Consider the following 23,984-nt stretch of genomic DNA (forward strand, 5'->3'; position numbering starts at 1 on the left):
CTCAAAACAGGTCGCTCTGATTTTTCAATAACGCTTCCACATCCTTGTCCACTTTAATGTGGATCTCATGCTCGATTTTCACATTCATGTTGATGGTAATCGGATCTTTTGGCGCGGCAACTTCGATGCGCGGTACACAGCCCGTCAGCGGGAGTCCGGCTATCAGCAGCAGTAAGGCCCTGAGGCTCATGGTGAGGGTTCCTTTTTCGACGGCAGAGTGGCATTTTCCTCCACCCAGGATTGCAAATTATCGCCAAAGCGCAGGCTGCGCCACAACTGGAACAGGTTTTCCTGATGACGATAGTTTAAATTTACGGTCTGGTTGCGGTTGCTGAAACGGCTGGTGCCCTGCACCTGCGCGACCATGGTCAGTTCGCCCAGATTATCCAGATTCAGCGTGGCCCAGGAACGCGAAATCTCCATATAGCGCAGCCAGTCCATCGCGGCGCCTGCCGCAATATTATTTGCGGTGATGGCATCGGCCATGTCTTTATCCATCCGGAAGGTCAGCGGCCCGCTGTTGGCAATCCAGCCATTTTCGATGATCCAGCGCGCATTCGTGATCCACAGCGGTAATTCGCCATTCACCCTGCCCGACATCGCGAACTGCCTGGGTTTAATCGCGCTGACGAGTTTACTCAGGCTGATATCCCGAAGCGACACACGCGCCGGGCTGTGCTGTGGCATCCGCAGAGACGGCATCGTAATTTTCCCGCCCAGCAGATCCATGCTGACATCCTGCAACCAGAGCGGATCGTTTTCCCGCCATGGCCAGGCGCCTTGTAAGTCAGCCTGAATATTCTGCAGGGCAAACTGATTCTTGATTTCTGCGATGCGCAATGAAACCGGTCCACGTAAGCCAAAATGCCACTGTTGGTTTTGCAGACGGAATGGCAGCGAGAAATCGATGCCGTTAATCTGGCTGTCTGGCGTCCAGACGCTGCCGTTTTTCACCGTCCAGTGTCCGCCCGCGTGAAAACCCTGCTGAGCGGCGGCAGAAAACGCCACCTGAGCGCGCAGTTCGCCCGCGCGAATTTTCATTTTCAGATCGGGGCTGAGCAACGGCTGAAAAACCGTCAGCGACTGCGTGGGCCACCAGGCCTGACCGCGCAGGCGCTCGCCATCCCAGCGCCCGTTAACCCGTACCGGGCCGACCTTGCCGGCTTTCAGTTCGCCGCCCCAGACAAAATGACCAGGATCGCGCCCGCGGGCGGCAAAATCCAGCGTCGAGTGAGCCAGCCAGCCCCCGTAGCTGAAGTGTGTCTGACCGGCCTGCATCTGAAATTTTCCGTCAAAGGAAGGCTTGTCCGCCTCTCGCTGCCAGTTCACCGGGGCAGTCAGGGTTAAACGCGGCTTTTCCACCCGCACACTGCCGTATTGCAGCTGGTTAAAACCGGTCGACAAGGTATCAAGATGGATAAGCGTGCCGCGCCAGCCACCGGTTCCCCTGACATCCCATTTCGCCTGTAACGGATGCATCTCGCCTTCTCCCCAGTAGCGCCAGCGCCATTCACCCGTATCCGGCCAGAAGTCACGGGCCCCGCCGTCCAGATGCAGGGTGAAGCGGCCAAAGCTGGGATCGTGCGCGCGCAGAATGGCCTGCAGGCGTCCAGAAATGCCCCGGGACGATAAGCGCACCCCCGCCAGCGGCCAGCGCGCTTCATCCACGTTCAGCGTTGAAAGTAAACGCCCGCGCAGACGCAACAGTGCGTTGGGTTTAACAATCAGTTCGGGATTCAGTAATGATCCGGTCAGTTGCCCAGGAATACTGCCGAACAGCTGCATGGCAGCAAATTTACTGTCGCCGGTCAGTTGTAACGGCAGCTGGCTTTGCGTCAGGCTGAGATGACCCGGACCTATGCCCAGAACGACATTGCCTTTGCCGCCCCGTCCCTGCGTCAGCAGGTTAAGGCGACCAGTGACCGTTGTGGCATCCAGCCCGGCCTGCCAGTTATCCAGCGTCAGCGTCACAAAGCCCGACAAGGGCTGCGCCGTGAGTGGCCAGTAATATTCACCTTTCTGAATAGTGATGCGGTCACGGCTGGCCTGCCACGGAAGACGCAGCAAGGGACGGGCAGCATCCGCTGTGGTGATGTTCAGCAGGCCGCTTTCATGCTGCCAGCTCAGTGCCGCTTTTAGCGGTTGCGGAAACCCGTCCAGGGCCAGCGCGCCCGCGATCTCGCCGTTAACCGGCAGGCCGTTAGCGTATTGCGGCAGTTCAAAATGACCTTTGAGGCTGAGCGGCTCGGGAAGCGCCGGATGGGTGATCGTCAATTGTCTGACCATCAGCTGCTGACCTTCCAGCGTGGCCTCAAGCTGTAAATTATCGCCCCGGTAATGCAGCTGCTGGCTGGCTTTATTGAGGGTCAAATCCAGGCCACCGGCATAGTCCTGCCAGGGCGAGATCGTCAGCTTATCAATGTGAATATCTGCGCCCGGCAGCATGGCCTGCCACTCTGCCAGCGTTTTCGGTGCGGTTGAGGCGGTTTGTGATTCGGGCAGCTGTTGCAGGCATTCGCTTTGCAACGTGACCTGTTGTGCGTTGAGCGTCCAGCGCGACTGTTGCCTGCCCAGCACCGCGTTTTTGACGCTCGCCAGACGACAGTCACCGGCTAAATAATGAAGAGACGGAAAAATGAGTTGCCCGTCATGCCAGCGTGGGCTGTTTTCCAGTTCGACGCGCGTGCCTGCAGGTAGCCAGAGGCCCACCAGACGCGGCAGCCACTGTGTAAGAGTCAGCAGTAATCCCAGCAGCAATAAAATCAGCGCCAGAATCGCGGCCAGGCGTCGACGGAAACTCCGTGGCATGAAAACAAGACTCCTTTTTTTTCAATATCCTGGGCGTAATGATGGCACGTAACACGCCGAAGGTGAAGGTTTGACCGGTAAGGTTAAAGAGGTGTCAGCAAAAAGTAAGAGAAAACGTTATCCTTGTTGCATCCCTTTTCCAGGAGCACCACGATGAAAATCGCCGTATACAGTACTAAACACTACGACCAGAAATATTTTGAACAGGTCAATAAACAGTATGGTTTCGATCTGGTCTTTTATGATTTTTTGCTGAGCGAAAGCACGGCCAAGACCGCCGTAGACTGTGATGCGGTTTGCCTTTTTGTGAATGACGACGGTAGCCGCCCGGTGCTGGAGGAACTGGCGGAATTAGGTGTGAAATTTATCGCCCTGCGCTGCGCCGGATTTAATAATGTCGATCTGAAAGCCGCGGCTGAACTGGGTCTGGAAGTGGTTCGCGTGCCCGCCTATTCCCCGGAAGCCGTCGCTGAACATGCCGTCGGCCTGATGATGACATTGAATCGCCGTATTCATCGCGCCTATCAACGCACCCGCGATGCGAATTTTTCGCTGGACGGCCTGACCGGTTTTAATATGCATAACAAAACCGCCGGCATTATTGGCACCGGCAAAATAGGCATAGCCACCCTGCGCATCTTAAAAGGATTTGGCATGCGTTTACTGGCCTTCGATCCCTATCCTTCGGAACAGGCGTTATCGCTGGGCGCGGAATATGTCGATCTGAAAACCCTGTTTGCCGAGTCGCATGTGATTACACTGCATTGCCCGTTAACGCCGGAAAATCATCATCTGCTTAATGCTAACGCGTTTGCGCAGATGCGCGATGGCGTCATGATTATTAATACCAGTCGGGGTGGGTTAATTGATTCTCAGGCCGCCATTGATGCACTTAAGCAGCAAAAAATTGGCGCGTTAGGCATGGACGTTTATGAGAATGAGCGGGATTTGTTCTTTGAAGATAAATCGAATGATGTCATTCAGGATGATATTTTCCGCCGCCTGTCAGCCTGCCACAACGTGCTGTTCACAGGCCATCAGGCTTTTTTGACCGCTGAAGCTCTGACGGCGATTTCAGAAACCACGCTGGAAAACCTCAGCCGGCTTCATCGTTGCGAAGACTGTCCGAACCGGGTGACGGCCTGATAACGCAGGCCGGTCACAGCCGGCCTCCGCGTTTAGCGGGCGCAGTTACCGCCGAGCAATGCCTGCTCGCTGCAGCGGCGTCCGTTGACTAACTGACACATGCCGATGCACGAGCCGTCCAGTTGATTTGAAAACGCCAGCGTTCCCCCTGCATTGGTACAACTGGCCTCCGCCATTGCAGACATAACCACACGTGGCTGAACGTGGGCGGCGGTGGCTTGTTGTGGCGGCTCGTTGTCATCGCTGTTACTGCTGCAGGCAGACAATAACAACGCGGCACCAGCCAGCAGAAAAGTCGCGGCTTTCATCAATCAGACTCCGGGAAGGTGAGTTAAAGGCTAAGCAAGAATATGTCAGCCCTGACACGGGGTCGAGAGAAGAAATAGCTTTTTACAAAAAATATCCTGACCTATTACAAGCAGAATTATCCTGTTATCACATAGTCACGTGGCGGAATATAGTTTAACCATGATGTCGAACGGAGAAAAAGAATGTTAATGGATATGCTGATTCGTATCGCGCTGGCGGGCATTCTGGGCGGTCTGATTGGCCTGGAACGTCAGATGCGTGCCAAAGAAGCCGGATTACGTACTCATATTCTGGTCGGGATTGGCAGTGCGATGTTTATGCTGGTGTCTAAATATGGCTTTGCCGACATGTTGATGAAGGATCACGTTGCACTCGATCCCAGCCGCGTCGCGGCACAGGTTGTCAGCGGCATGGGTTTTCTGGGTGCCGGAACGATTCTGATCCAGAAACAGGTGGTTAAAGGCCTGACGACGGCAGCCGGGCTTTGGGTTACCGCCGCAATCGGCCTGGTCATCGGGAGCGGCATGTATGAAATCGGCATTTACGGCACCGTGCTGGCTCTGGTGGTGCTCGAGGTTTTCCGCCGTTTGAGTCATTTACTGATTGGTAAACACCATACGTTAATTGTTTATCTCAAGGCGAAAAGCGTGCCGCTGGTGCTGTTGGTCATGCAACGCGAAGGCATCCGCTATGGCAATATTTCGGTCATTAACCGGGACGAGGAAAGCGGTTTATGTGAATTAAGCGTTCAGGTTACCCTCTCCCGGAAATCCAGCGATGCGCATCTGTATGACAAAATCATGGAAGTAAAGGGCGTGCAGTCGCTGGAGATGATGTAGGACATGGATGCTGCGTTGTGCCGCTTCCGCACGATAAAAGCGTAGATGCACGTTCTTGTCGGGCGGGATAAATCCCACCCGACAGTAGACATATCCTTACCCTCACCATGAGATCTTCATTTCTGCTTTCATTGCGGCTTATTGTCGGCGTGAATAACGCCTTTATCTGACCGTGTTTATTCTCTGCTTTTCATCTTATCTCTCTTGCCAGTGCAGTTGGCAAAAATAAGACGGAAGGCAAAATATCGTGGTCAGTCACCATCAGGTTTATGCTTAACGATAATTGATATTGGAAATTGCACGCGTAATCCGTACCATACGCGGCATACTTTGCCTGCTGACAATCTTCGGCGGGTGATAACCTGTCATAAAAGCAAATCAGCGGGGCACGGCAACAGGCTCAAATGTGCCCCTTTGATTATTGAGAAGCGACGTAATGCTGCAAAATCAAGAAATTAACAAGAAAGAACAATACAACCTCAACAAGCTCCAGAAGCGTTTGCGTCGTCACGTAGGCGAGGCCATTGCCGATTTTAATATGATCGAAGAAGGCGACCGCATCATGGTTTGCCTGTCCGGTGGTAAAGACAGCTATACCATGCTGGAGATCCTGCGTAGCCTGCAGAAGAGCGCGCCAGTGAGTTTCAGTCTGGTGGCAGTCAATCTTGATCAGAAGCAACCCGGTTTTCCGGGGCATATCCTGCCGGAATATCTTGAGGCGCAAGGTGTTGAGTACAAAATTGTCGAGGAAGACACCTACTCTATCGTTAAAGAGAAGATTCCAGAGGGCAAAACCACCTGCTCGCTGTGCTCGCGTCTGCGTCGTGGCATTTTGTACCGCACAGCCACAGAGCTGGGCTGTACCAAAATTGCGCTGGGCCACCATCGCGATGACATCCTGCAAACGCTGTTTTTAAATATGTTCTACGGCGGCAAGATGAAAGGCATGCCACCGAAGCTGATGAGCGATGACGGGAAACACATTGTCATTCGTCCACTGGCCTACTGCCGCGAGAAAGATATCATTCGTTTCTCCGAAGCGCGTCAGTTCCCGATTATCCCGTGTAACCTGTGTGGTTCGCAGCCTAACCTGCAGCGTCAGGTGGTGGCAGATATGCTGCGCGACTGGGATAAACGCTATCCGGGTCGGATTGAAACCATGTTCAGCGCGATGCAGAATGTCGTGCCGTCACACATGGCCGACGTGAATCTGTTTGATTTCAAAGGCATTCAGCACGGGGATGCGGTGGTGGATGGCGGCGATCTCGCTTTCGATCGCGAAACCCTGCCGGTGAATCCGGTTGGCTGGCGCAGCGATGAAGACGATGCACCCGATGTCAGTGAACGCCTTGATGTTTTAGAGATTAAATAACGCTGCTGAATACATTAAAGGTAAAGGGCATGCGCGTAAACGCATGCCCTTTTTTTATACGTTGCGGTGAGGCGGCGGGTCCATTATCGGCGGAAACTCCGGATCCGGTGGCGGATCGGGTTGCGGCTGAGGAATGGGGGGCGGATCGGTTGGAATCGGCTCGCTGTTATGTATCGCCTTCATACCGTGCTCCTCTGTAGCGAATGAACATTAAGCTTAGGAAAGATTAGGCCTTTCAGCCAGCAGGTAAAAAAAAAGCCGGCAACAAGGCCGGCGTAGGTCGAATCAACTGTACTATGCAGTTATTCAAAAAAAGGAAGTAAGACAATATGGAGCGCAACGCCCATCGCTTGACGTTGCATTCACCTGCGGGAGAGAGTTTGCGTCAGTTGCCTCCGGCAGGTATTGATGTCGATCAGCTTTACTTCTGTTAAGCCCTCTGTCACTAAGGCAATTCGCAGGCTTTGTCTGTCAAAGCCAACGCCGCTTACGTAAATACCCCGCCACGCCTAACGCCAGTATGACCAGTAAAATACAGAACACGCTGAAGCCGTAGCGCCATCCGCCGCCGGGAATGCCGCCCAGGTTGACACCAAACAGCCCGGTTAAAAAGGTAGCGGGCAGAAAAATCATCGCCATCAGCGACATCGTATAGGTGCGGCGATTCATGGATTCGGCCATTACCGAGGCGACTTCATCGGCCAGCACGGCCGTTCTGGCTACGCCCGCGTCCAGATCGTCCAGGCCGCGCCCCAGCCGGTCGGCAATCTCCTGCATGCGGCGGCGCTCACTGTCGTCCATCCAGGGCAGTTTCTCACTGGCGAGCCGGGCAAAAACATCACGCTGTGGAGCCATGTAACGGCGCATCACAATCAGCTGTTTGCGCAGCAGGCCCAGTTCACCCCGCGGGGGAATGCGTTGGTCCAGTAAGGCATCTTCGAGCTCAATGATTTTGTCATGCAGATCTTCGATAAATTCGCTGGTGTGACCGGTTAACGCATCGCAGACCTCGACCAGCCAGCTGCCACAGTTGACCGGGCCGTTACCATTTTCGAGATCGGTCAGCACTTCATCCACGGCAAACACTTTACGTCGCCGGGTGGACACAATGAGCTGATCGTTAATAAACACCCGCATTGCCACTAACTGGTCAGGGCGCGCATCGCTGTTATGGTTCACGCTGCGCAGGACAATCATAAAACCGTCCCCCAACCGGGACACGCGAGGCCGCATGCTTTCACCGGCCAGCGCATCACGCACGGCATCCGGGATCTGAGGCGTGGATTGCAGCCATTCAGCACTGCGGGGATGAGTATAATTGAGATGCAGCCAGCAGGGATGCTCATCGTGCAGCACCTGGGTTTCATCAATCGGTATCATGCCCCCCTTTCCATCCAACTGGCAGGAAATGATGGCATCTGTTACCTGAAGCGATTTTCCTTTCACACCGTCCACACCGTTACCCCGCTATCAAAATCAATACGATACAGTCTAGCGTGGCGGTGTTGAGTTGCAATCCTGAGCCTGTGTACAAAGATGTCAGAAGGCGGCCCGTGGCAGACCGCTTTAGATCAGTGTTTCTCAATCCACAGTTCACGGCTGTAGGCGACATCTTCCGGGTTGGTGATCGGATAGCCTTTCACCCACGGCTTGATCAGGCGGCCATTGGTGTACTGGTAAATGGGCGCGATGGGGGCCTGTTCCGCAATGATTTGTTCGGCCCGGTTGTAATCTGCATTGCGGGCCTGGTCACTGGTTTCCATGCTCGCCTTAGCGATCACGGCATCATATTCGGCATTTTTGAAGCGCGGAATATTACTGCTGTTGCCGGATGTCAGCAGAGTTAAAAAGGTCGACGGCTCATTGTAGTCCCCCACCCAGGAGGCGCGGATGACGTCAAAGCGTCCAGAGTTACGGCTGTCGATATAGGTTTTCCACTCCTGATTTTCCAGCTTCACGTCCACGCCAAGATTCTTCTTCCACATGGATGCAACCGCAATGGCAATCTTCTGGTGGCTTTCAGACGTATTATACAGCAGCGTCAGCTTCAGGGGTTTCGCCGGCCCGTATCCTGCCGCCGCCAGCAACGCTCTGGCCTGCGCGTCCATCTCTTGTTGATTATGCTGTTGCTGCAAGGCAGGCAGCGGTGTAAATCCGGCGGTCACATCTGGTGTAAAGTGCCAGGCCGGTTTTTCACCCGTGCCCAAGACGTTGTCCGCGATAACCTGGCGATCGATACTCCATGACAGCGCTTTGCGTACGCGCGCATCGGCCGTAGGGCCCTGCTGCGTATTAAACGCGTAATAGTAGGTTCCGAGTTGATCCGGCGTATAAACCTGCCCCGGCAGCGTCTTTTTCAGCAGGGCATACATGTTTTTAGGAAACGATTCGGTAATGTCCACATCGCCCGCGCGGTAGCGCTTGGTGGCGCTGGATTCTTCGTTGATGGGCAAAAAGGTCACTTTAGTTAACACGGCGTGCGCGTTATCCCAGTAGCGGGGATTACGCACCAGTACGATTTTTTCGTTAACCACTCGGCTGTCAAGTTGGTAAGCGCCGTTTCCGACCAGCTTGCCGGGCTGTGTCCACTGATCGCCCTCTTTCTCAATCACGCGTTGCGGGACGGGATAGAAAGCCACATTAGACACCATGGCCGGAAACCAGGGCACCGGGCGCGAGAGCGTCACTTTCAGGCGGTGTTTATCCAGCGCGGTGACGCCCAGTTTGTCCGGTGTTGTCGTCCCTTTAGTGATAGCGTCCGCCTCACTTAAACCACTGAGCGCGACAAAAGAGGCCTGAGACGAACTGGTTTTAGGATCCACTACGCGCTGCCAGCTGTAGACAAAATCCTGTGCAGTGACGGGCTCGCCATCAGACCAGCGTGCATTATTGCGTAGGGTGAAAATCCAGACTTTGTTATCACTGCTGCTCCAGCTTTGTGCCACGCCCGGCACAATTTTCCCGTGAGCATCCTGGCTGGTGAGCCCTTCGTAGAGATCGCGCATCACCTGGATTTCGGGCAGTCCCACGGCTTTAGCCGGGTCAAGTGACGCAGGCTCATCTTTGATGTGACGGACAATCTCTTGTTTTGCGGCGAGCTGCGCGCCTGCGGGCACCTCTGCGGCAAAAACGGGTAAGGTGGCGCTAAGCAGACTCAGGGCGGTTAGCGTTGGAGAAAAGCGAATAATCATGTTCACCCCTTTACGATAAAGAAGTGCTGCATCAGCGTCTCACTGAGTCAGCCTGTTACCGGCCACTTTATCGCAAATTGCTGATTGATAAATAGCTATTTTCCCCCGGCGGCTTTTCCGCTACTTTTAAGAAAACCCTCTGGAGAATGTCACTATGCCGTCAATGCATCCCCGCTCACAGCGCGGAAAACTGGCTATTTCCTGGCAGCAATACGGGCGTTCCGTTCTGGGTGCCCCGCTGCTCTGGTTTCCCGCTAATCAGACTGACAGCAACAGTGGACTGATTCTGGCTGGCACGCACGGTGATGAAAACGCCGCGATTGCGGCCCTTTCTGCGGCGCTGCGCACCCTGTCTGACGGCCTGCGCCGTCATCACGTTGTTCTGGCGGTCAATCCCGACGGCTGCCAGCTGGGGCTGCGGGCGAATGCTAATGGCGTTGACCTGAACCGTAACTTCCCGGCGGCTAACTGGCAGTCAGGTGAAACGGTGTACCGCTGGAACAGCGCGGCAGACGCGCGGGATGTGACGCTTTCGACAGGGGCACATCCCGCCTCAGAGCCGGAAACCCAGGCGTTATGCAGCCTGATTCATCAGCTAAAACCGGCCTGGGTGGTTTCCTGGCATGAGCCGCTGGCCTGTATCGACGATCCGCATCACGCCGAGGTCGGTGCCTGGCTGGCCGCGCAGACGGGTTTGCCGCGCGTCAGCAGCGTGGGCTATGCCACGCCCGGCTCCTTTGGCAGTTGGTGTCACGACCTGAGTCTGCCGTGCGTGACCGCAGAGATGCCCGTCATTGCGGTAGATGAGGCGACGGAAACGTGGCTGGAGGTGATGGTTAATCTGCTGCGCTGGCAGCCGTGATTAATGCTCCGTTCTGTACCTTCAGGGCGGGCTCGACATCGACAGCCAGCCAGGTGGCACCATCCAAATCGGCAAAGCGCACCATAGGTACCAGCGGCAAGGCGGCGCGAATCGCCCGGGACGTACAGATCATGCAGCCCAACATCATCGTAAAGCCCTGATCGCGCGCAGCCTGTGCCAGCGCCAGCGCTTCCGTCAGTCCACCGGCTTTATCAAGCTTGATATTCACCATGTCGTAGCGCCCATGCAGCGCGGGCAGGCTTTCCCGCGTGTGGCAACTCTCATCGGCACAGATGGGTAAAGGGTGAATAAAATTTGCCAGCGCCTCGTCTTCTCCAGCCGGTAACGGCTGTTCCAGCATAGCGATTTCCAGATCGGCTAACAGCTGGCAGCGTGCCGCCAGCCCTTCGGCGTGCCATGACTCATTCGCATCCACGATTAACGTGGCGTCGGGCACCGCCGCACGGATCGCCATCAGGCGCTCGGTGATAAAGTTGTTGTCCATTTTAATTTTGAGCAGCGTTGCGCCATGCTGCCACAGTGCCTGGGCACTGCTGGCCATCGCCTCTGGTGTATCAATGCTGACCGTTTGTGCGGTGACCACTGACGCGATCGGTGCAATGCCGACGACCTGTTCCAGCGTGCGGTGCTGCTGCCGGGCGGCCAGATCCCACAGCGCGCAGTCAATGGCGTTCCGGGCGGCCCCTGCGGGCAACAGCGTTTGCAGTGCCTCGCGGGTCAGGCCCTGCTGAAGCTGGGGCATCACCGTCGCGATGTGCTCCAGCACCAGCGCTTCGCTTTCGCCATAGCGCGTATAAGGCGTGGCTTCTCCCGTGCCTTTTACTCCGTTTTCTTCAATTTCCACCACCACGACTTTGGCTTCAGTGCGGCTGCCGCGCGCGATGACAAACGGCGTATGCAACGGCCAGGCTTCGGGATAACATTTTACCGTCCTCATTAGCGCTCCTTGTTGTCAGCGATTCATCACTGTCATTTAAATTCAGGCAACAATTACACTCGTAAACCCTTAAAATTTATGTCATAAACAAAGGCTATATCTGTACTGATGCCCTATTTTTTTGTCAGATAACATCATTAGAAGGAATTCGTATGTCTCAGACTGTTCACTTTCAGGGCAACCCGGTAGCGGTTGCTGGCCAGTTTCCGCAGCCCGGCGATAGCGCTAAACCTTTTACGCTGGTGGCCAAAAACCTCGCGAATGTCTCACTCTCTGAGTATGCAGGAAAACGCAAGATTCTGAATATTTTTCCCAGCGTCGATACTGGCGTGTGTGCGTCTTCGGTACGTAAATTTAACCAACTGGCGGGCGAACTGAATAATACCGTGGTGTTATGCATTTCAGCCGATCTGCCGTTTGCTCAGTCGCGCTTTTGCGGCGCAGATAACCTGAATAACGTGGTCACGCTGTCCACGCTGCGCGGTGGCGAGTTCAAACAGGATTACGGGGTGGAAATTGCTGACGGTGCCCTGCAGGGCCTGACCGCGCGTGCCGTCATCGTGCTGGATGAGCATGACAACGTGCTGTACAGCCAGCTGGTGAATGAGATCACCACCGAGCCGGATTATGATGCTGCGCTTGCCGCACTGAAATAAGACGGGACACAGCGGATAAGCGCCCGCTTATCCGCTGTGTTGTTATTCGCCGTCGCTGTCCCCGCGTTTCTGCCCTAACCCGTATTCCCGCAACTTATTGGCAATCGCCGTGTGCGAAACGCCAAGCCGTTTTGCCAGTTTTCGCGTACTGGGATAAGAAAGATACAAACGCGTGAGGATGGAACGTTCAAAGCGACGGGTAATCTGATCCAGCGTCCCTTCCATCGCCTCTTCTCCCAGCGACACATCGAGCGCCTGTTCCGGCAGTACGATGTCCTGAGGGCGCAATTCGTGGCCTTCGAGCTGGGTCAGCGCCCGATACAGCGCGTTTTTCAACTGACGCACATTGCCCGGCCAGTTGTAACGCACCAGAAACGCGTTGAGCTGCGAAGAAAGGCGTGGTCGGGGAATCCCCTGTTCATCGGCAAAACGCGCCACAAACATTTCCGTCAGCGGCATGATGTCCTGCACACGCTCGCGCAGCGGCGGCAGGTTAAGCGTCAGGACGTTAAGGCGATAGAACAAGTCTTCCCGGAACTCGCCACGCTGCACCAGTTCGAATAAATTCTTCTGCGTGGCGCAAATGACGCGCACGTTGACATGCACTTCATGCTCTTCCCCGACGCGACGGAAGGTGCCGTCATTCAGGAAGCGCAGCAGCTTGGTCTGCATCGTGGGCGACATTTCGCCAATTTCATCCAGCAGCACCGAGCCGCCATTGGCCTGTTCGAAAAAGCCCTTTTTGCCTTCCAGCGCATTGGGATACGCGCCCGCCGCGTGACCAAACAGCTCACTTTCCGCCACATCATCGGGAAGTGAAGCGCAGTTAAGTGCCAGAAACGGCATTTTTCCACGCGCACTGCGTAAATGGCAGGCACGGGCCAGCATATCTTTACCGGTGCCGGTATCACCAATAATCAGTAATGGCGCATCATGCATTGCCAGTTTACGTGCCTGCTCCACCACCTGACGCATTTTGGGCGTCACGGCGACGATATGATCGAACTCCGTTTCGTCCGTCACCACCAGGTTTTGTAACTGGCGCCCCATCCTGGCGGTGGACTTCAGCATTATCATCGCACCTACCAGTTGATCCTGCTGTTCGCTGTCGGCCGACAGATAGATGGGATGGGCTTCCATCAGAAAATCGCGCCCTTCAATGACCACATGCTGCGCCTGCGCCTGGACACGTTCGCTTTCCAGCCAGCGGCCAAAATTAAAACCGTTGATCAGGTGGTCGGCATTCACATTGCGAATCTTGTTCTCATCCAGATTAAACAGGTTTTGCGCGGCCGGGTTGGCCAGTTCTACCTTGCTTCTGAGATCAACAGAAAAAACCGGCTCGGGCATGGCAACCAGCAAGGCGCTCAGTACCCGATGCTCACGCTCTGAAGGCATATAGGGCACCGTGCGAACATCCGTTACGCCCGGCGTGCGACGGATTTCTGCCATCAGATTACTGAACTGCTCAAACTCAAGCGTGGAGAAATTAAGATAGATGCGGCCTGATGAGGCCACTTCGATGCCGCGAAGATCGATTCCGCGCGCCACCAAAAGATCCAGTAATTCGCGCGCCAGGCCGATTCGGTCCTGACAAAACACTTCTAAACGCATTGCGTGGGCCTTATCCGTTTATTATCCGGCGATAATACGCTAAACCCCTACGCCGCAGAAAGGGGGCTGTCAGGAAAAGTTGACAGCCTTGATGCAAGCGCGTTTTTTTTGAACGGCAGGCTGTAGCGATGGCGGGAGAGCCCTGACGGTGACATTCGCTCAACGTTCAAAGGATAAAGCACAGAAGGCACAGCATCTGCACTCACGTTTCAGTGCACAACCGTTACTGGCGTTTCTCTCCGCCCCTCTGCAGCGCTTCTTTTATCTGGCCGATCAATTCACGACGGTAGTCGCCCAGGCGGGGTTTGTCGTTTTCCAGCCAGGGTAACGGCCGACACAGCTCCATGGCTTTAATGCCAAGACGCGCGGTCAGCAGGCCTGCGCCAATGCCCTGCGCGGCACGGGCGGACAGGCGCGCCGCGATATCCTGCGACATCCAGTCCATGCCCACTTCACGCACCAGCTCAGACGCGCCGGCAAATGCCATATTCAGCAGCACCAGCCGGAACAGGCGCAGTCGGCTAAAGTAGCCCAGTTCAATACCGTAAATAGCGGCAATACGGTTGACCAGCCTGATATTGCGCCAGGCAATAAAGGCCATATCGACCAGCGCCAGCGGACTCACCGCAATCATCAGGGCGGATTCTGCGGCATGACGACTGATTTCCCGCCGGGCCTGGCGATCGAGCACCGGCTGCACCAGTTGGGCATACAACCGCACGGTTTCACCGTCATTATGGGTTTCATGGAGCGAAGCATGCCAGCGTTGTAACGCAGGATGCGCCTGATCGAGTTCGGCCTGGCGAGCCAGTTTTTCGCAAAAATCCCGCCCTTTACCCACGCTTTGGCTGTTAAGCAGTTCCCGACCCAGATCGCGCTCTTCTGCACGCTGACGCAGCTGATACAGTCGTCGCCACTCGCGGGTTAACGCGCCGACACCCGCGGCCACGATCAGTCCCCCGGCCATCCCGCTGCCCAGCGCAAACCAGTCGTGCGCCAGCCAGGCGTTGTGGCTCCACTGCACGCCCTGCGCCACGATGCTGATCCCAAACAGGCCCAGCCCGGCACCGACCATGTTGCGCCACAAACTGCGTTTGGGTTTCAGGGCCGCTTCGACGGCGCGCTCCCCTGCGCTTTCCTCTTCCACCGCCGTCTCGCTTTCTGCAACGGCTAAAAACGCGTTCCGGGCTTCCGCGTCGAAGGTTTGCGCCGGACGCAACACGTCATTCGGCTTGTCGTTCAGCGGCGTGGCAAAATCAATACGCGGCTTTAACGGATCGCTCATCGCAATTTATCTCCCAGTAAAAACTCCAGTGCCGCATCCATGCGGATGTGCGGCAGAGGACGATCGATATCCAGTTGCTGTGGGCGAAACTGCTCAAACTGAAAACCCTGTTGTTGCCAGAACGCCGCCCCCGGCAGGCGCGGGGGAACTTCGCCCGGATAGACCGTCAGTGCCTCGCCATCCGCTAAGCGGTGCCCGCGCAACGCGGGGATTTTTTCACCCTGATGATCAACCTGTCCACTCTGTGTCGCCTGTACCGAAGCCAGACCAGTACAGTCCATGCTGATACCTTCAAACGCGGCATTTTGCCAGGCATCCTGCACCAGTTGCTGTAACAGGGACACCATATTGCCGTGCTGGTCGTGAGTAATGTGATCGGCTTTGGTGGCGGCGAACAGCAGCTTATCGATCACCGGCGAAAAGAGACGGCGAAACAGCGTGCGCTGACCGTAGTGAAAACTCTGCATAAGCTGCGTAAGGGCTAACCGCATATCGTTAAAGGCCTGCGGGCCGCTGTTAAGCGGTTGCAGGCAGTCCACCAGCACAATCTGGCGGTCAAAGCGTACGAAATGGTTTTTATAGAATCCTTTAACAACATGCTGGCAGTAGTAATGAAACCGCTGTTGCAGCATGGCGAAATTGCTGCCTTTGTCCGCCTGCGCCAGTTTCGCCGCCTGGGCATCGTCAGCGGTAGGCCACGGAAAAAACTGGAGTGCGGGCGCGCCCGCCATATCGCCGGGCAGCACGAAGCGGCCTGGCTGGATAAAGTGTAATCCTTCGGCTTTGCAGCGATGCAGGTAGTCAGTCCAGGCCTCGGCAATGTCGGCTAAACGGTTCTCGTCAGCCGGTGCCAGCGGATCGAGGCGCTGACACAGGTCGCGCCAGGGTTGCGCCCACAGGGCGCGATCGCCCTGCAACAAGCCGTTCATCTGGCGTGACCAGGTCAGGTAATCCTGTGCCAGCATTGGCAGATCAAGCAACCATTCGCCGGGGTAATCAACGATTTCAAGATAGAGCGTGGCGGTCTCTTTCAGATGACGCAGCAGCGAGTCATGCGGACGGTAACGTAACGCCAGGCGCATTTCACTTACGCCACGCGTGGGCGTGGGCCAGGCAGGTGGTGAACCGTAAAGCTGCGCCAGCCCTTCATCATAGGTGAAACGGGCCGTGCCCATGTCACGTTGCGGCACGCGTTTCACCCCTAACAGGCGTTCATCACGCACAACGGAAAACAGCGGCAAACGAGCGCCGCTGTGGACAGAAAGAAGTTGGTTGACCAGCGAGGTGATAAAAGCTGTTTTACCACTGCGGCTGAGACCGGTGACCGCCAGGCGAAGGTGGCGGTCGACGCCGCGATTCATTAATGCTATCAGTTCAGTTTGCAGTCTTTTCATCGTTTTCCCTGATGAAGCGCGACGCTACCCGGTTCATCACGCGTTTCAATAGCGGCTCAAGCGCCAGGCCAAGCAAAATGCGCAGTGGACGGCGCGCGACCGATTTGACGGCCCAGCCGGTCACACCGGCAGGCCCGTAAGTAACAGCATTGATAATGATGAATCTGGCGGCTGACTTCAATGCAGGTGTGGCACGATGGCGAAACGTTGCTGCGCGCGAAACGGTCATGAATACCTCCCGGTCATCAGCAGACGGGCCGGTCTGGCCCGTAGCAGACGATAATTAAATCTGACGGAAACGACTGCGCACACTAAACGTTTCAGAGGTGACGTAACGTTCTATGTCGCGAACATTACGCTCATCCTGTTGCAGCGCGGTTTCCAGTTGGTCAAGCAGTTCGCTGGCTGTGGGCTGAGCTTCACCGTTGTCCACGCCAGCAGGTTTTACGTCCAGCACAAAACCCAGCGCAAAGTAGGCGATCACGGTAAACACAAACAGCCCAAAGAACAGCGATAACATCACAATGATACGCAGCAGCCGCACCGGCACATCCAGATACTCAGCCAGCCCGGCACAGACGCCCATCAGCTTTCCTTCGTCAGGCTTACGCCATAATTTACGGCCTCTTATCATGGCTGCCTCCAGTTAGGATGTTCTGCATCCAGGATCGCTTCTAACGCATCAATGCGTTCGCGCATGCGCTGAGCATCCCGGGTCACCTGTTGCAGACGCTGCATCTGACTCTGTGACAGCTCCGCTCCGCCGCTGCGCTTGTTACTGTAGTGTAACCACAGCCAGACGGGGGCCACGAACAGCACAAATATTGTAAGAGGTATCGCCAAAAATAGTGCGCTCATTGACTCTCCTTAATCCTTTCCTACTGTCAGCGGCGGTTTATTCGCTGCGGTTCATTTTGGCTTTCAGCGCATTCAGTTGCTGACTGATTTCGTCATCGGCTTTCAGCTCAGTAAACTGCTGATCCAGGGTTTTAGGTTTACCAAAACCGTGGCTCTCCGCTTCCGCTTCCATATGATCGATTCGGCGTTCAAACGATTCGAAACGCGCCATGGCTTCATCAATTTTACCACTGTCCAGCTGACGGCGGACATCACGGGATGACGAGGCGGCCTGATGGCGCAGCGTCAACGCCTGCTGGCGCGCGCGGGTTTCGCTCAGTTTTTTCTCCAGCTCAGCAATCTCACCTTTCATGCGCGTCAGCGTTTCGTCAACCTGTTCGACTTCGCGTTTGAGCGAGGCGATCAGATCGGTCAGCTTCTGTTTTTCGATAAGCGCAGAACGGGCCAGATCTTCTTTATCTTTGCGAATCGCCAGTTCTGCTTTTTCCTGCCATTCAGCCTGCTGTAGCTCAGCCTGCTCGATACGGCGTGACAGCTGTTTCTTTTCGGCCAGCGCGCGGGCTGACGTCGAACGCACCTCGACCAGCGTATCTTCCATCTCCTGAATCATCAGGCGCACCAGTTTCTGCGGATCCTCTGCGCGTTCCAGCAGTGAATTGATGTTGGCATTAACGATGTCAGCGAAACGAGAAAAAATACCCATAATGATGCTCCTCTTAATGGTCATAGTTTTAGCTTGCTGGTGAGGACTAATTCAAGATGCGTGCCAATTTTTATCTTATTGATTTTAATTACGATAATAAGCTGGCAGTTTTTTTTGCCTGACCTAATATAGTTAAATTGATTAATCAGTGGCGAAATTCATCATGTCTGTGAACAACGACAATTTGCTGGGCGAATCAAATAACTTTCTGGAAGTGCTGGAGCAGGTGTCAAAGCTCGCGCCGCTGGAGAAGCCTGTGCTGGTGGTGGGCGAACGCGGGACAGGTAAGGAGCTGATTGCCAGCCGTCTGCACTACCTTTCTGACCGCTGGCAGGGCCCTTTTGTCTCTCTTAACTGTGCGGCGCTGAACGAGAATCTGCTTGATTCTGAGCTTTTTGGCCATGAGGCAGGTGCCTTTACCGGTGCGCAAAAACGTCATCTGGGCCGCTTTGAGCGCGCGGATGGTGGCACCTTGTTTCTTGATGAACTGGCGACAGCCCCCATGCTGGTTCAGGAAAAACTGTTGCGGGTAATTGAATACGGCCAACTGGAACGCGTGGGTGGAAACCATGTTTTTCAGGTTAATGTGCGTCTGATCTGCGCCACTAATGAAGATTTACCCGCGCTGGCCGAAGCCGGTAAGTTTCGGGCCGATCTGCTGGATCGCCTGGCCTTTGATGTGGTGCAGTTGCCGCCGCTTCGGGAGCGCCGCAGCGACATTCTGGTCATGGCTGACCATTTTGCCATTCAGATGTGTCGGGAGCTCAAACTGCCGTTGTTTCCCGGCTTTACGCCCCGCGCACAGCAAACCTTGCTTGAGCATCACTGGCCGGGCAACGTGCGCGAGCTGAAAAACGTGGTCGAACGATCCGTCTATCGCCATAACACCAGCGATACCGCGCTGGATGAAATCATCATTAACCCGTTTGCCCGCCGCAGTGAAGCCGCAGACAGGGCCGCCCCCTTGCCTGCTACCGAGTCGCCAACCGCCCTGCCTTCACTTCCGCTTGATCTGCGCCAGTGGCAGAATCAGCAGGAACGTGACGTGGTGGAAATCAGCCTGCAACAGGCAAAGTATAATCAGCGCCGGGCGGCCAGCTTACTGGGCGTCACCTATCATCAACTCCGTGCCATCATGAAAAAACACGGTATTCAGGCGCGCGACGGACAACATTAGCGGGCTTTTATATACGTACAGAAGCTGACAACGTGCCGGGGCATGCTGTAATGCATTCAGGCGGGTAAAAAAAGGGCCCGCCGAAGCGGGCAACTGGAAGCAATGTGAGCAATGTCGTGCTCTTCTTAGGTAGAGCCCCGTCGAAGTGCAACTGAATAATAATCATTCCTGTTTGCATCTGTAAAGTGTTATTGAGAATTTTTCTCATCTCCACACCAACGCTGCGCCTTTTTGCCCGGGTCGTTTACACCTGCTGTACGAATCGTCGGCAATCGATGACGCAGAGTTGGGACCACGCGCGCTTTGCGATACACTTTGCCCAATGCCCGAGAATCGTTGAGTTCTATGTTAAAACTAATGCCTTCGCTGTTGCTGAGTCTCAGCGTGTTGAGCGCACCTGTGTGGTCCGCGCCCGCACCTGCCACGGATATTCGTCAAAGCGGCTTTGTCTATTGCGTCAACGGGACGCTAAATACGTTTAACCCGCAGATGGCCAGTAGTGGTTTAACGGTGGACACACTGGCGGCGCAGCTCTATGACCGCCTGCTTGATGTCGATCCTTATACCTATCGTTTACAGGCTGACCTGGCCGACAGCTGGGAGGTGCGTGATAACGGCGCGACCTATCGCTTTCACTTGCGTCACGGTGTGCAGTTTCAGCACACCTCAAACTTTACGCCTACCCGCACGATGAATGCCGACGATGTGGTCTTTAGCTTTGCGCGCATGTTTGACCGTAAACATCCCTGGCATGACGTTAATGGCGGCTATTATCCCTATTTCGACAGCCTGCAGTTCGCTGACGCCGTGCAGAGCGTGAAAAAGATCGATAACTATACGGTCGAAATTCGCCTGAACAGCCCTGATGCGTCGTTTCTCTGGCACATGGCAACCCACTATGCGCCCATCCTCTCGAAGGAATACGCAGACAGCCTGGACAAAACAGGTCATCAGGAAACGCTGGATCGGTTACCTGTGGGCACCGGCCCGTTTCAGCTGAGTGAATACCGCAGTGGGCAATATATTCGCCTGGCCCGCAATCCCTACTACTGGAAAGGCGTACCGCGCCTGCAACAGGTGGTGATTGATCTTGGCGCGGGCGGCACCGGCCGGTTATCGAAACTGCTGACCGGTGAGTGCGATGTGCTGGCCTATCCTGCCGCCAGCCAGATTTCCATTCTGCGCGACGATCCCCGGCTGCGTATGACATTGCGGCCCGGTATGAACATCGCCTATCTGGCCTTCAACACGCGAAAACCCCCGCTCGACAGACCGGAAGTGCGTCACGCGCTGGCGCTGGCCATTAATAATGAACGCCTGATGGAGTCGATTTATTACGGCACGGCAGAAACTGCGGCCTCGATTTTGCCGCGTGCCTCCTGGGCTTACGATACGGATGCCAGCATCACCGCCTACGATCCGAAAAAGGCCAGAGCTGCGCTGGCAGCGGCGGGCGTGACCGATCTTCACCTGCGTCTGGTGGTGCCTGCCGCCTCGCAGTCCTGGAACCCTGCGCCGTTGAAAACGGCAGAACTGATTCAGGCCGATCTGGCACAAATTGGCGTTAACGTCACTATCGTGCCGGTTGAAGGCCGTTTTCAGGAAGCACAGTTGATGGCGATGAACCACGACCTGACCCTGGCAGGCTGGGCAACCGACAGTAACGATCCTGACAGTTTCTTTCGTCCCCTGCTGAGCTGCGCGGCGATTGCCTCACAGACCAACTATGCGCACTGGTGCTCGCCTGCGTTTGACAGCACGCTGAAAAATGCTCTGCTGTCGCAACAGCTGTCCGGACGGATTGAGAACTATGATAAAGCCCAGCAAATTTTAGCTCAGGAACTGCCCGTCCTGCCGCTGGCTTCATCTTTGCGCCTGCAAGCCTACCGGCATGATATTAAAGGCCTGGTACTGAGTCCGTTTGGTAACGCTTCCTTTGCTGGTGTTTATCGTGATGAGCGGGAGGATCGATAAGTGATCATCTATATTTTGCGTCGGCTAGTGTTACTGGTGATTACGCTGTTTTTTCTCTCGCTGGTGAGTTTCAGCCTGAGCTATTTCACACCGAATGCCCCGCTCGAAGGCGCCTCACTGTTCGATGCCTGGTGGTTTTGGTTTAAAGGTATGCTGCAACTGGATTTTGGCGTATCCAGCACCAATGGTCAGGAAATTGGCCTGCAACTGCGCGAGGTCTTTCCGGCCACCATGGAGCTGTGCCTGATGGCCTTTACGCTTGCCTTGATCGTCGGCATTCCGCTGGGGATTTGTGCGGGTGCCCTGCGTCATAAATGGCAGGACAAAGTTATCAGCGCATTTGCCTTGCTGGGTTTTTCGATCCCCGTCTTCTGGCTTGCCCTGCTGTTTACCCTGTTTTTCTCGTTAACGCTGGGCTGGCTGCCGGTTTCCGGTCGCTATGATCTGCTCTATCCGGTCCAGAAAATAACCGGTTTTGCTTTAATCGATGCCTGGCTCAGCCCCTCACCGTGGCGGCATGAAATGATGATCAGCGTGCTGATGCACCTGATTTTACCGGTGACCGTGCTGGCGATGGCCCCGACCACTGAGATTGTGCGTTTACTGCGCATCAGCACCAGCGATGTCGTCGATAAAAACTATGTTAAAGCTGCGGCGACCCGCGGGCTCTCGCGCTTTACCGTTATTCGCCGCCATGTGCTGCATAACGCCCTTCCGCCTGTCATTCCGCGCCTGGGTTTACAGTTCTCCAGCATGTTAACGCTGGCGATGATTACGGAGATGGTTTTTAACTGGCCTGGTCTGGGGCGCTGGCTGATTAACGCCATCCGTCAGCAGGACTATGCGGCCATCTCAGCAGGCGTAATGGTGACCGGTGGACTGGTGATTGTGGTGAATGTGCTCGCTGACATCGTTGGCGCGGCGCTGAATCCGCTGAAACATAAGGAATGGTATGCCGTCCGATAACATCTACGCCGAAAAACGCCTGCCCAGTGCGTTTCGCCAGAGCTGGCACCATTTTTATGGCGATATGCCGGCGATGATTGGCCTGTACGGCTTTGGCACGCTGCTGCTGCTGTGTCTGTTCGGCCATTTTCTGGCCCCTTACAACATCGACCAGCAATTTCTGGGTTATCAACTGCTACCGCCCTCCTGGTCGCGCTACGGTGAGGTTTCCTTTTTTCTCGGGACGGACGATCTGGGGCGTGATTTACTGAGCCGCCTGCTGAACGGCGTGGCCCCCACGGTTGGATCGGCCATTCTCGTCACGCTGTTTGCCACCTTCTGGGCGCTGGTGCTGGGGATTGTGGCGGGCATGACGCACGGTGTGCGTTCTGCGGTGCTGAATCATGTCCTGGATACGCTGCTGTCCATTCCCTCACTCTTGCTGGCCATTATCGTAGTGGCGTTTCTGGGGCCGCGCCTGGAGCACGCATTACTGGCCGTGTGGCTGGCGCTGATGCCGCGCCTGGTGCGCGAAATCTACAGCGCCGTTCATGACGAACTGGAAAAAGAGTATGTCATTGCGGCTCGCCTGGATGGCGCCACCAGCATCAATATTTTGTGGCACGCCATTTTGCCTAACGTTTTGCCTATGCTGATCAGTGAAATTACGCGCGCGCTGTCGATGGCTATTCTCGATATCGCCGCACTGGGTTTTCTTGACCTCGGCGCGCAGTTGCCCTCGCCTGAGTGGGGCGCGATGCTGGGTGATTCGCTGGAGCTGGTGTATGTTGCGCCCTGGACTGTCATGCTTCCCGGTGCCGCGCTGATGGTCAGCGTGTTAATGGTTAATCTGCTCGGTGACGGCATTCGTCGGGCCGTCGAGGCAGGAGTGGAATAATGCCGTTACTGGATATTCGTAATCTGACGATTGAATTTATGACCGCTGACGGGCCGGTCAAAGCGGTAGACCGCATCAATTTATCACTGACTGAGGGCGAAATTCGCGGTCTGGTGGGTGAGTCGGGCTCAGGCAAAAGTCTGGTTGCCAAGGCGATTTGTGGCGTGACCAACGACAACTGGCGCGTCACCGCAGACCGTATGGTCTTTGATGACGTGGATTTGCTGCGTTTGTCGCCGCGTGAGCGTCGCCGCATCGTAGGTCACAATGTGTCGATGATTTTCCAGGAACCGCAGTCCTGTCTTGATCCCTCGGAAAGTGTCGGCCGTCAGTTGATGCAGGCGATTCCGCGCTGGACGTACAAAGGACCGTGGATGAAGCGCTTTTGGTTCTGGCGAAAAAACCGCGCCATCGAGCTGCTGCACCGCGTCGGTATTAAAGATCACAAAGACATCATGCGCAGCTTTCCCTACGAACTCACCGAGGGCGAGTGTCAGAAAGTGATGATTGCCATCGCACTGGCGAATCAGCCGCGCCTGCTGATTGCCGACGAGCCGACCAACGCTATGGAGCCGACGACGCAGGCGCAGATCTTTCGCCTGTTGAGCCGTCTGAATCAGAACAACAACACCACGATTCTGCTAATCAGCCATGACCTGCGTACCCTGAGTCACTGGGCTGACAGGATCAACGTTATGTACTGCGGACAAACCGTGGAAACGGCGCAGAGTGAAGACCTGATGACCACGCCGCACCATCCGTATACCCAGGCGCTGATTCGTGCGATGCCAGACTTTGGCCGCCCGCTTCCTCACAAGAGCCGCCTGAATACCTTATCAGGCGCGATTCCATCGCTCGAAAGCCTGCCCATTGGCTGCCGTCTTGGACCGCGCTGCCCGTATGCACAGCGTAAATGTGTGGAAACGCCACGGCTGACGGGCTCCCGTTCGCATCTCTATGCCTGCCATTTTCCGCTCAACGTGGAGGGCCAATAG

24 protein-coding genes are annotated in these 23,984 nt (G+C 55.5%); 10 read left to right on the plus strand and 14 right to left on the minus strand.

Annotation, left to right across the window (positions count from 1 at the left end; all coding sequences use genetic code 11):
• Window position 1: 1 nt before the first annotated feature.
• Complete coding sequence (locus C7434_RS06385) at window positions 2–190, minus strand: YnbE family lipoprotein (RefSeq protein ID WP_006119266.1); 189 nt, start codon at window positions 188–190, stop codon at window positions 2–4.
• Window positions 187–2,808 carry a YdbH family protein gene (locus tag C7434_RS06390; RefSeq protein WP_033741773.1) on the minus strand — a complete coding sequence of 874 codons (2,622 nt, stop codon included), beginning with the start codon at window positions 2,806–2,808 and terminating at the stop codon, window positions 187–189. The genes C7434_RS06385 and C7434_RS06390 overlap by 4 nt, the downstream gene beginning before the upstream one ends.
• Before the next feature lie 153 nt (window positions 2,809–2,961).
• Between C7434_RS06390 and C7434_RS06395 the strand changes: the two genes are divergently transcribed.
• Entirely contained in the window at window positions 2,962–3,954 is a 993-nt protein-coding gene (locus C7434_RS06395; RefSeq protein WP_033741775.1) for a 2-hydroxyacid dehydrogenase, read from the plus strand.
• A gap of 32 nt (window positions 3,955–3,986) precedes the next feature.
• On the opposite strand, the gene C7434_RS06400 is transcribed toward C7434_RS06395, so the two are convergent.
• The gene (locus C7434_RS06400; protein ID WP_033741777.1) at window positions 3,987–4,262 is read right to left on the minus strand and encodes a DUF333 domain-containing protein; all 276 of its coding nucleotides are present in this window, start codon (window positions 4,260–4,262) and stop codon (window positions 3,987–3,989) included.
• A 183-nt stretch (window positions 4,263–4,445) separates the two neighbouring features.
• Here C7434_RS06400 and C7434_RS06405 point away from each other — a divergent pair, with 183 nt between their 5' ends.
• Window positions 4,446–5,102: an MgtC/SapB family protein gene (locus C7434_RS06405; protein ID WP_006119272.1), complete on the plus strand. Its 657-nt coding sequence runs from the start codon at window positions 4,446–4,448 to the stop codon at window positions 5,100–5,102.
• A 436-nt stretch (window positions 5,103–5,538) separates the two neighbouring features.
• Window positions 5,539–6,474, plus strand: a complete 936-nt coding sequence (gene ttcA, locus C7434_RS06410) for a tRNA 2-thiocytidine(32) synthetase TtcA (protein WP_054633709.1) — start codon at window positions 5,539–5,541, stop codon at window positions 6,472–6,474.
• A 54-nt stretch (window positions 6,475–6,528) separates the two neighbouring features.
• Here the strand turns inward: ttcA and C7434_RS22325 are convergent, their stop codons facing one another.
• The 3 genes from C7434_RS22325 to C7434_RS06420 form a co-directional block, all read right to left on the minus strand.
• Complete coding sequence (locus C7434_RS22325; RefSeq protein ID WP_255421282.1) at window positions 6,529–6,657, minus strand: hypothetical protein; 129 nt, start codon at window positions 6,655–6,657, stop codon at window positions 6,529–6,531.
• A gap of 288 nt (window positions 6,658–6,945) precedes the next feature.
• Entirely contained in the window at window positions 6,946–7,929 is a 984-nt protein-coding gene (gene zntB, locus C7434_RS06415) for a zinc transporter ZntB (protein WP_006119281.1), read from the minus strand.
• Between the two features lie 116 nt (window positions 7,930–8,045).
• Window positions 8,046–9,665 (minus strand): ABC transporter substrate-binding protein, encoded by a 1,620-nt coding sequence (locus C7434_RS06420; protein ID WP_033741782.1) that lies wholly within the window; start codon window positions 9,663–9,665, stop codon window positions 8,046–8,048.
• 154 nt (window positions 9,666–9,819) lie between these two features.
• On the opposite strand from C7434_RS06420, the gene mpaA reads away from it, so the two are divergent.
• Window positions 9,820–10,527 carry a murein tripeptide amidase MpaA gene (gene mpaA / locus C7434_RS06425; protein ID WP_033741783.1) on the plus strand — a complete coding sequence of 236 codons (708 nt, stop codon included), beginning with the start codon at window positions 9,820–9,822 and terminating at the stop codon, window positions 10,525–10,527.
• Here mpaA and ycjG read toward each other — a convergent pair.
• Window positions 10,502–11,485, minus strand: coding sequence for an L-Ala-D/L-Glu epimerase (gene ycjG, locus C7434_RS06430; protein WP_033741785.1), 984 nt, complete (start codon window positions 11,483–11,485; stop codon window positions 10,502–10,504). The genes mpaA and ycjG overlap by 26 nt on opposite strands.
• Before the next feature lie 152 nt (window positions 11,486–11,637).
• On the opposite strand from ycjG, the gene tpx reads away from it, so the two are divergent.
• Complete coding sequence (tpx, locus tag C7434_RS06435; RefSeq protein ID WP_006119290.1) at window positions 11,638–12,141, plus strand: thiol peroxidase; 504 nt, start codon at window positions 11,638–11,640, stop codon at window positions 12,139–12,141.
• A 42-nt stretch (window positions 12,142–12,183) separates the two neighbouring features.
• Here the strand turns inward: tpx and tyrR are convergent, their stop codons facing one another.
• The 7 genes from tyrR to pspA form a co-directional block, all read right to left on the minus strand.
• A complete protein-coding gene (gene tyrR / locus C7434_RS06440; protein ID WP_033741787.1) occupies window positions 12,184–13,755 on the minus strand; it encodes a transcriptional regulator TyrR in 1,572 nt (523 codons plus the stop codon).
• Between the two features lie 223 nt (window positions 13,756–13,978).
• Entirely contained in the window at window positions 13,979–15,040 is a 1,062-nt protein-coding gene (locus C7434_RS06445; RefSeq protein WP_033741789.1) for a YcjF family protein, read from the minus strand.
• Window positions 15,037–16,434 carry a YcjX family protein gene (locus C7434_RS06450; RefSeq protein ID WP_033741790.1) on the minus strand — a complete coding sequence of 466 codons (1,398 nt, stop codon included), beginning with the start codon at window positions 16,432–16,434 and terminating at the stop codon, window positions 15,037–15,039. Before C7434_RS06450 ends, C7434_RS06445 begins: the two co-directional genes overlap by 4 nt.
• Complete coding sequence (gene pspD / locus C7434_RS06455) at window positions 16,415–16,663, minus strand: phage shock protein PspD (protein WP_006119296.1); 249 nt, start codon at window positions 16,661–16,663, stop codon at window positions 16,415–16,417. The genes C7434_RS06450 and pspD overlap by 20 nt, the downstream gene beginning before the upstream one ends.
• Before the next feature lie 54 nt (window positions 16,664–16,717).
• The gene (gene pspC / locus C7434_RS06460; RefSeq protein WP_033741792.1) at window positions 16,718–17,068 is read right to left on the minus strand and encodes an envelope stress response membrane protein PspC; all 351 of its coding nucleotides are present in this window, start codon (window positions 17,066–17,068) and stop codon (window positions 16,718–16,720) included.
• Complete coding sequence (gene pspB, locus C7434_RS06465; protein ID WP_006119299.1) at window positions 17,065–17,292, minus strand: envelope stress response membrane protein PspB; 228 nt, start codon at window positions 17,290–17,292, stop codon at window positions 17,065–17,067. The genes pspC and pspB overlap by 4 nt, the downstream gene beginning before the upstream one ends.
• 37 nt (window positions 17,293–17,329) lie before the next feature.
• The gene (gene pspA / locus C7434_RS06470; RefSeq protein WP_006119300.1) at window positions 17,330–17,995 is read right to left on the minus strand and encodes a phage shock protein PspA; all 666 of its coding nucleotides are present in this window, start codon (window positions 17,993–17,995) and stop codon (window positions 17,330–17,332) included.
• Between the two features lie 163 nt (window positions 17,996–18,158).
• Here pspA and pspF point away from each other — a divergent pair, with 163 nt between their 5' ends.
• The 5 genes from pspF to sapD all read left to right on the plus strand — a co-directional run bounded on the left by pspF (window position 18,159) and on the right by sapD (window position 23,984).
• The gene (gene pspF, locus C7434_RS06475; RefSeq protein ID WP_033741793.1) at window positions 18,159–19,172 is read left to right on the plus strand and encodes a phage shock protein operon transcriptional activator; all 1,014 of its coding nucleotides are present in this window, start codon (window positions 18,159–18,161) and stop codon (window positions 19,170–19,172) included.
• Window positions 19,173–19,517: 345 nt separating this feature from the next.
• Window positions 19,518–21,146 (plus strand): ABC transporter substrate-binding protein SapA, encoded by a 1,629-nt coding sequence (gene sapA / locus C7434_RS06480; protein ID WP_133745253.1) that lies wholly within the window; start codon window positions 19,518–19,520, stop codon window positions 21,144–21,146.
• Complete coding sequence (gene sapB, locus C7434_RS06485; protein WP_033741798.1) at window positions 21,147–22,112, plus strand: putrescine export ABC transporter permease SapB; 966 nt, start codon at window positions 21,147–21,149, stop codon at window positions 22,110–22,112. It abuts the gene before it with no gap.
• Window positions 22,099–22,989, plus strand: coding sequence for a putrescine export ABC transporter permease SapC (gene sapC, locus C7434_RS06490; protein WP_033741800.1), 891 nt, complete (start codon window positions 22,099–22,101; stop codon window positions 22,987–22,989). The genes sapB and sapC overlap by 14 nt, the downstream gene beginning before the upstream one ends.
• Window positions 22,989–23,984, plus strand: coding sequence for a putrescine export ABC transporter ATP-binding protein SapD (gene sapD / locus C7434_RS06495; RefSeq protein WP_006119309.1), 996 nt, complete (start codon window positions 22,989–22,991; stop codon window positions 23,982–23,984). Before sapC ends, sapD begins: the two co-directional genes overlap by 1 nt.

The organism is Pantoea sp. PNA 14-12 (genome assembly GCF_004364735.1).
GTDB lineage: Bacteria > Pseudomonadota > Gammaproteobacteria > Enterobacterales > Enterobacteriaceae > Pantoea > Pantoea stewartii.

What these genes read in the sequence shown, in the direction of transcription:
- C7434_RS06385 (WP_006119266.1), bottom strand. Translation starts at nt 190, where the DNA reads ATGAGCCTCAGGGCCTTACTGCTGCTGATAGCCGGACTCCCGCTGACG.
- C7434_RS06390 (WP_033741773.1), bottom strand. Translation starts at nt 2,808, where the DNA reads ATGCCACGGAGTTTCCGTCGACGCCTGGCCGCGATTCTGGCGCTGATT.
- C7434_RS06395 (WP_033741775.1), top strand. Translation starts at nt 2,962, where the DNA reads ATGAAAATCGCCGTATACAGTACTAAACACTACGACCAGAAATATTTT.
- C7434_RS06400 (WP_033741777.1), bottom strand. Translation starts at nt 4,262, where the DNA reads ATGAAAGCCGCGACTTTTCTGCTGGCTGGTGCCGCGTTGTTATTGTCT.
- C7434_RS06405 (WP_006119272.1), top strand. Translation starts at nt 4,446, where the DNA reads ATGTTAATGGATATGCTGATTCGTATCGCGCTGGCGGGCATTCTGGGC.
- ttcA (WP_054633709.1), top strand. Translation starts at nt 5,539, where the DNA reads ATGCTGCAAAATCAAGAAATTAACAAGAAAGAACAATACAACCTCAAC.
- C7434_RS22325 (WP_255421282.1), bottom strand. Translation starts at nt 6,657, where the DNA reads ATGAAGGCGATACATAACAGCGAGCCGATTCCAACCGATCCGCCCCCC.
- C7434_RS06420 (WP_033741782.1), bottom strand. Translation starts at nt 9,665, where the DNA reads ATGATTATTCGCTTTTCTCCAACGCTAACCGCCCTGAGTCTGCTTAGC.
- mpaA (WP_033741783.1), top strand. Translation starts at nt 9,820, where the DNA reads ATGCCGTCAATGCATCCCCGCTCACAGCGCGGAAAACTGGCTATTTCC.
- ycjG (WP_033741785.1), bottom strand. Translation starts at nt 11,485, where the DNA reads ATGAGGACGGTAAAATGTTATCCCGAAGCCTGGCCGTTGCATACGCCG.
- tpx (WP_006119290.1), top strand. Translation starts at nt 11,638, where the DNA reads ATGTCTCAGACTGTTCACTTTCAGGGCAACCCGGTAGCGGTTGCTGGC.
- tyrR (WP_033741787.1), bottom strand. Translation starts at nt 13,755, where the DNA reads ATGCGTTTAGAAGTGTTTTGTCAGGACCGAATCGGCCTGGCGCGCGAA.
- C7434_RS06445 (WP_033741789.1), bottom strand. Translation starts at nt 15,040, where the DNA reads ATGAGCGATCCGTTAAAGCCGCGTATTGATTTTGCCACGCCGCTGAAC.
- C7434_RS06450 (WP_033741790.1), bottom strand. Translation starts at nt 16,434, where the DNA reads ATGAAAAGACTGCAAACTGAACTGATAGCATTAATGAATCGCGGCGTC.
- pspD (WP_006119296.1), bottom strand. Translation starts at nt 16,663, where the DNA reads ATGACCGTTTCGCGCGCAGCAACGTTTCGCCATCGTGCCACACCTGCA.
- pspC (WP_033741792.1), bottom strand. Translation starts at nt 17,068, where the DNA reads ATGATAAGAGGCCGTAAATTATGGCGTAAGCCTGACGAAGGAAAGCTG.
- pspB (WP_006119299.1), bottom strand. Translation starts at nt 17,292, where the DNA reads ATGAGCGCACTATTTTTGGCGATACCTCTTACAATATTTGTGCTGTTC.
- pspA (WP_006119300.1), bottom strand. Translation starts at nt 17,995, where the DNA reads ATGGGTATTTTTTCTCGTTTCGCTGACATCGTTAATGCCAACATCAAT.
- pspF (WP_033741793.1), top strand. Translation starts at nt 18,159, where the DNA reads ATGTCTGTGAACAACGACAATTTGCTGGGCGAATCAAATAACTTTCTG.
- sapA (WP_133745253.1), top strand. Translation starts at nt 19,518, where the DNA reads ATGTTAAAACTAATGCCTTCGCTGTTGCTGAGTCTCAGCGTGTTGAGC.
- sapC (WP_033741800.1), top strand. Translation starts at nt 22,099, where the DNA reads ATGCCGTCCGATAACATCTACGCCGAAAAACGCCTGCCCAGTGCGTTT.
- sapD (WP_006119309.1), top strand. Translation starts at nt 22,989, where the DNA reads ATGCCGTTACTGGATATTCGTAATCTGACGATTGAATTTATGACCGCT.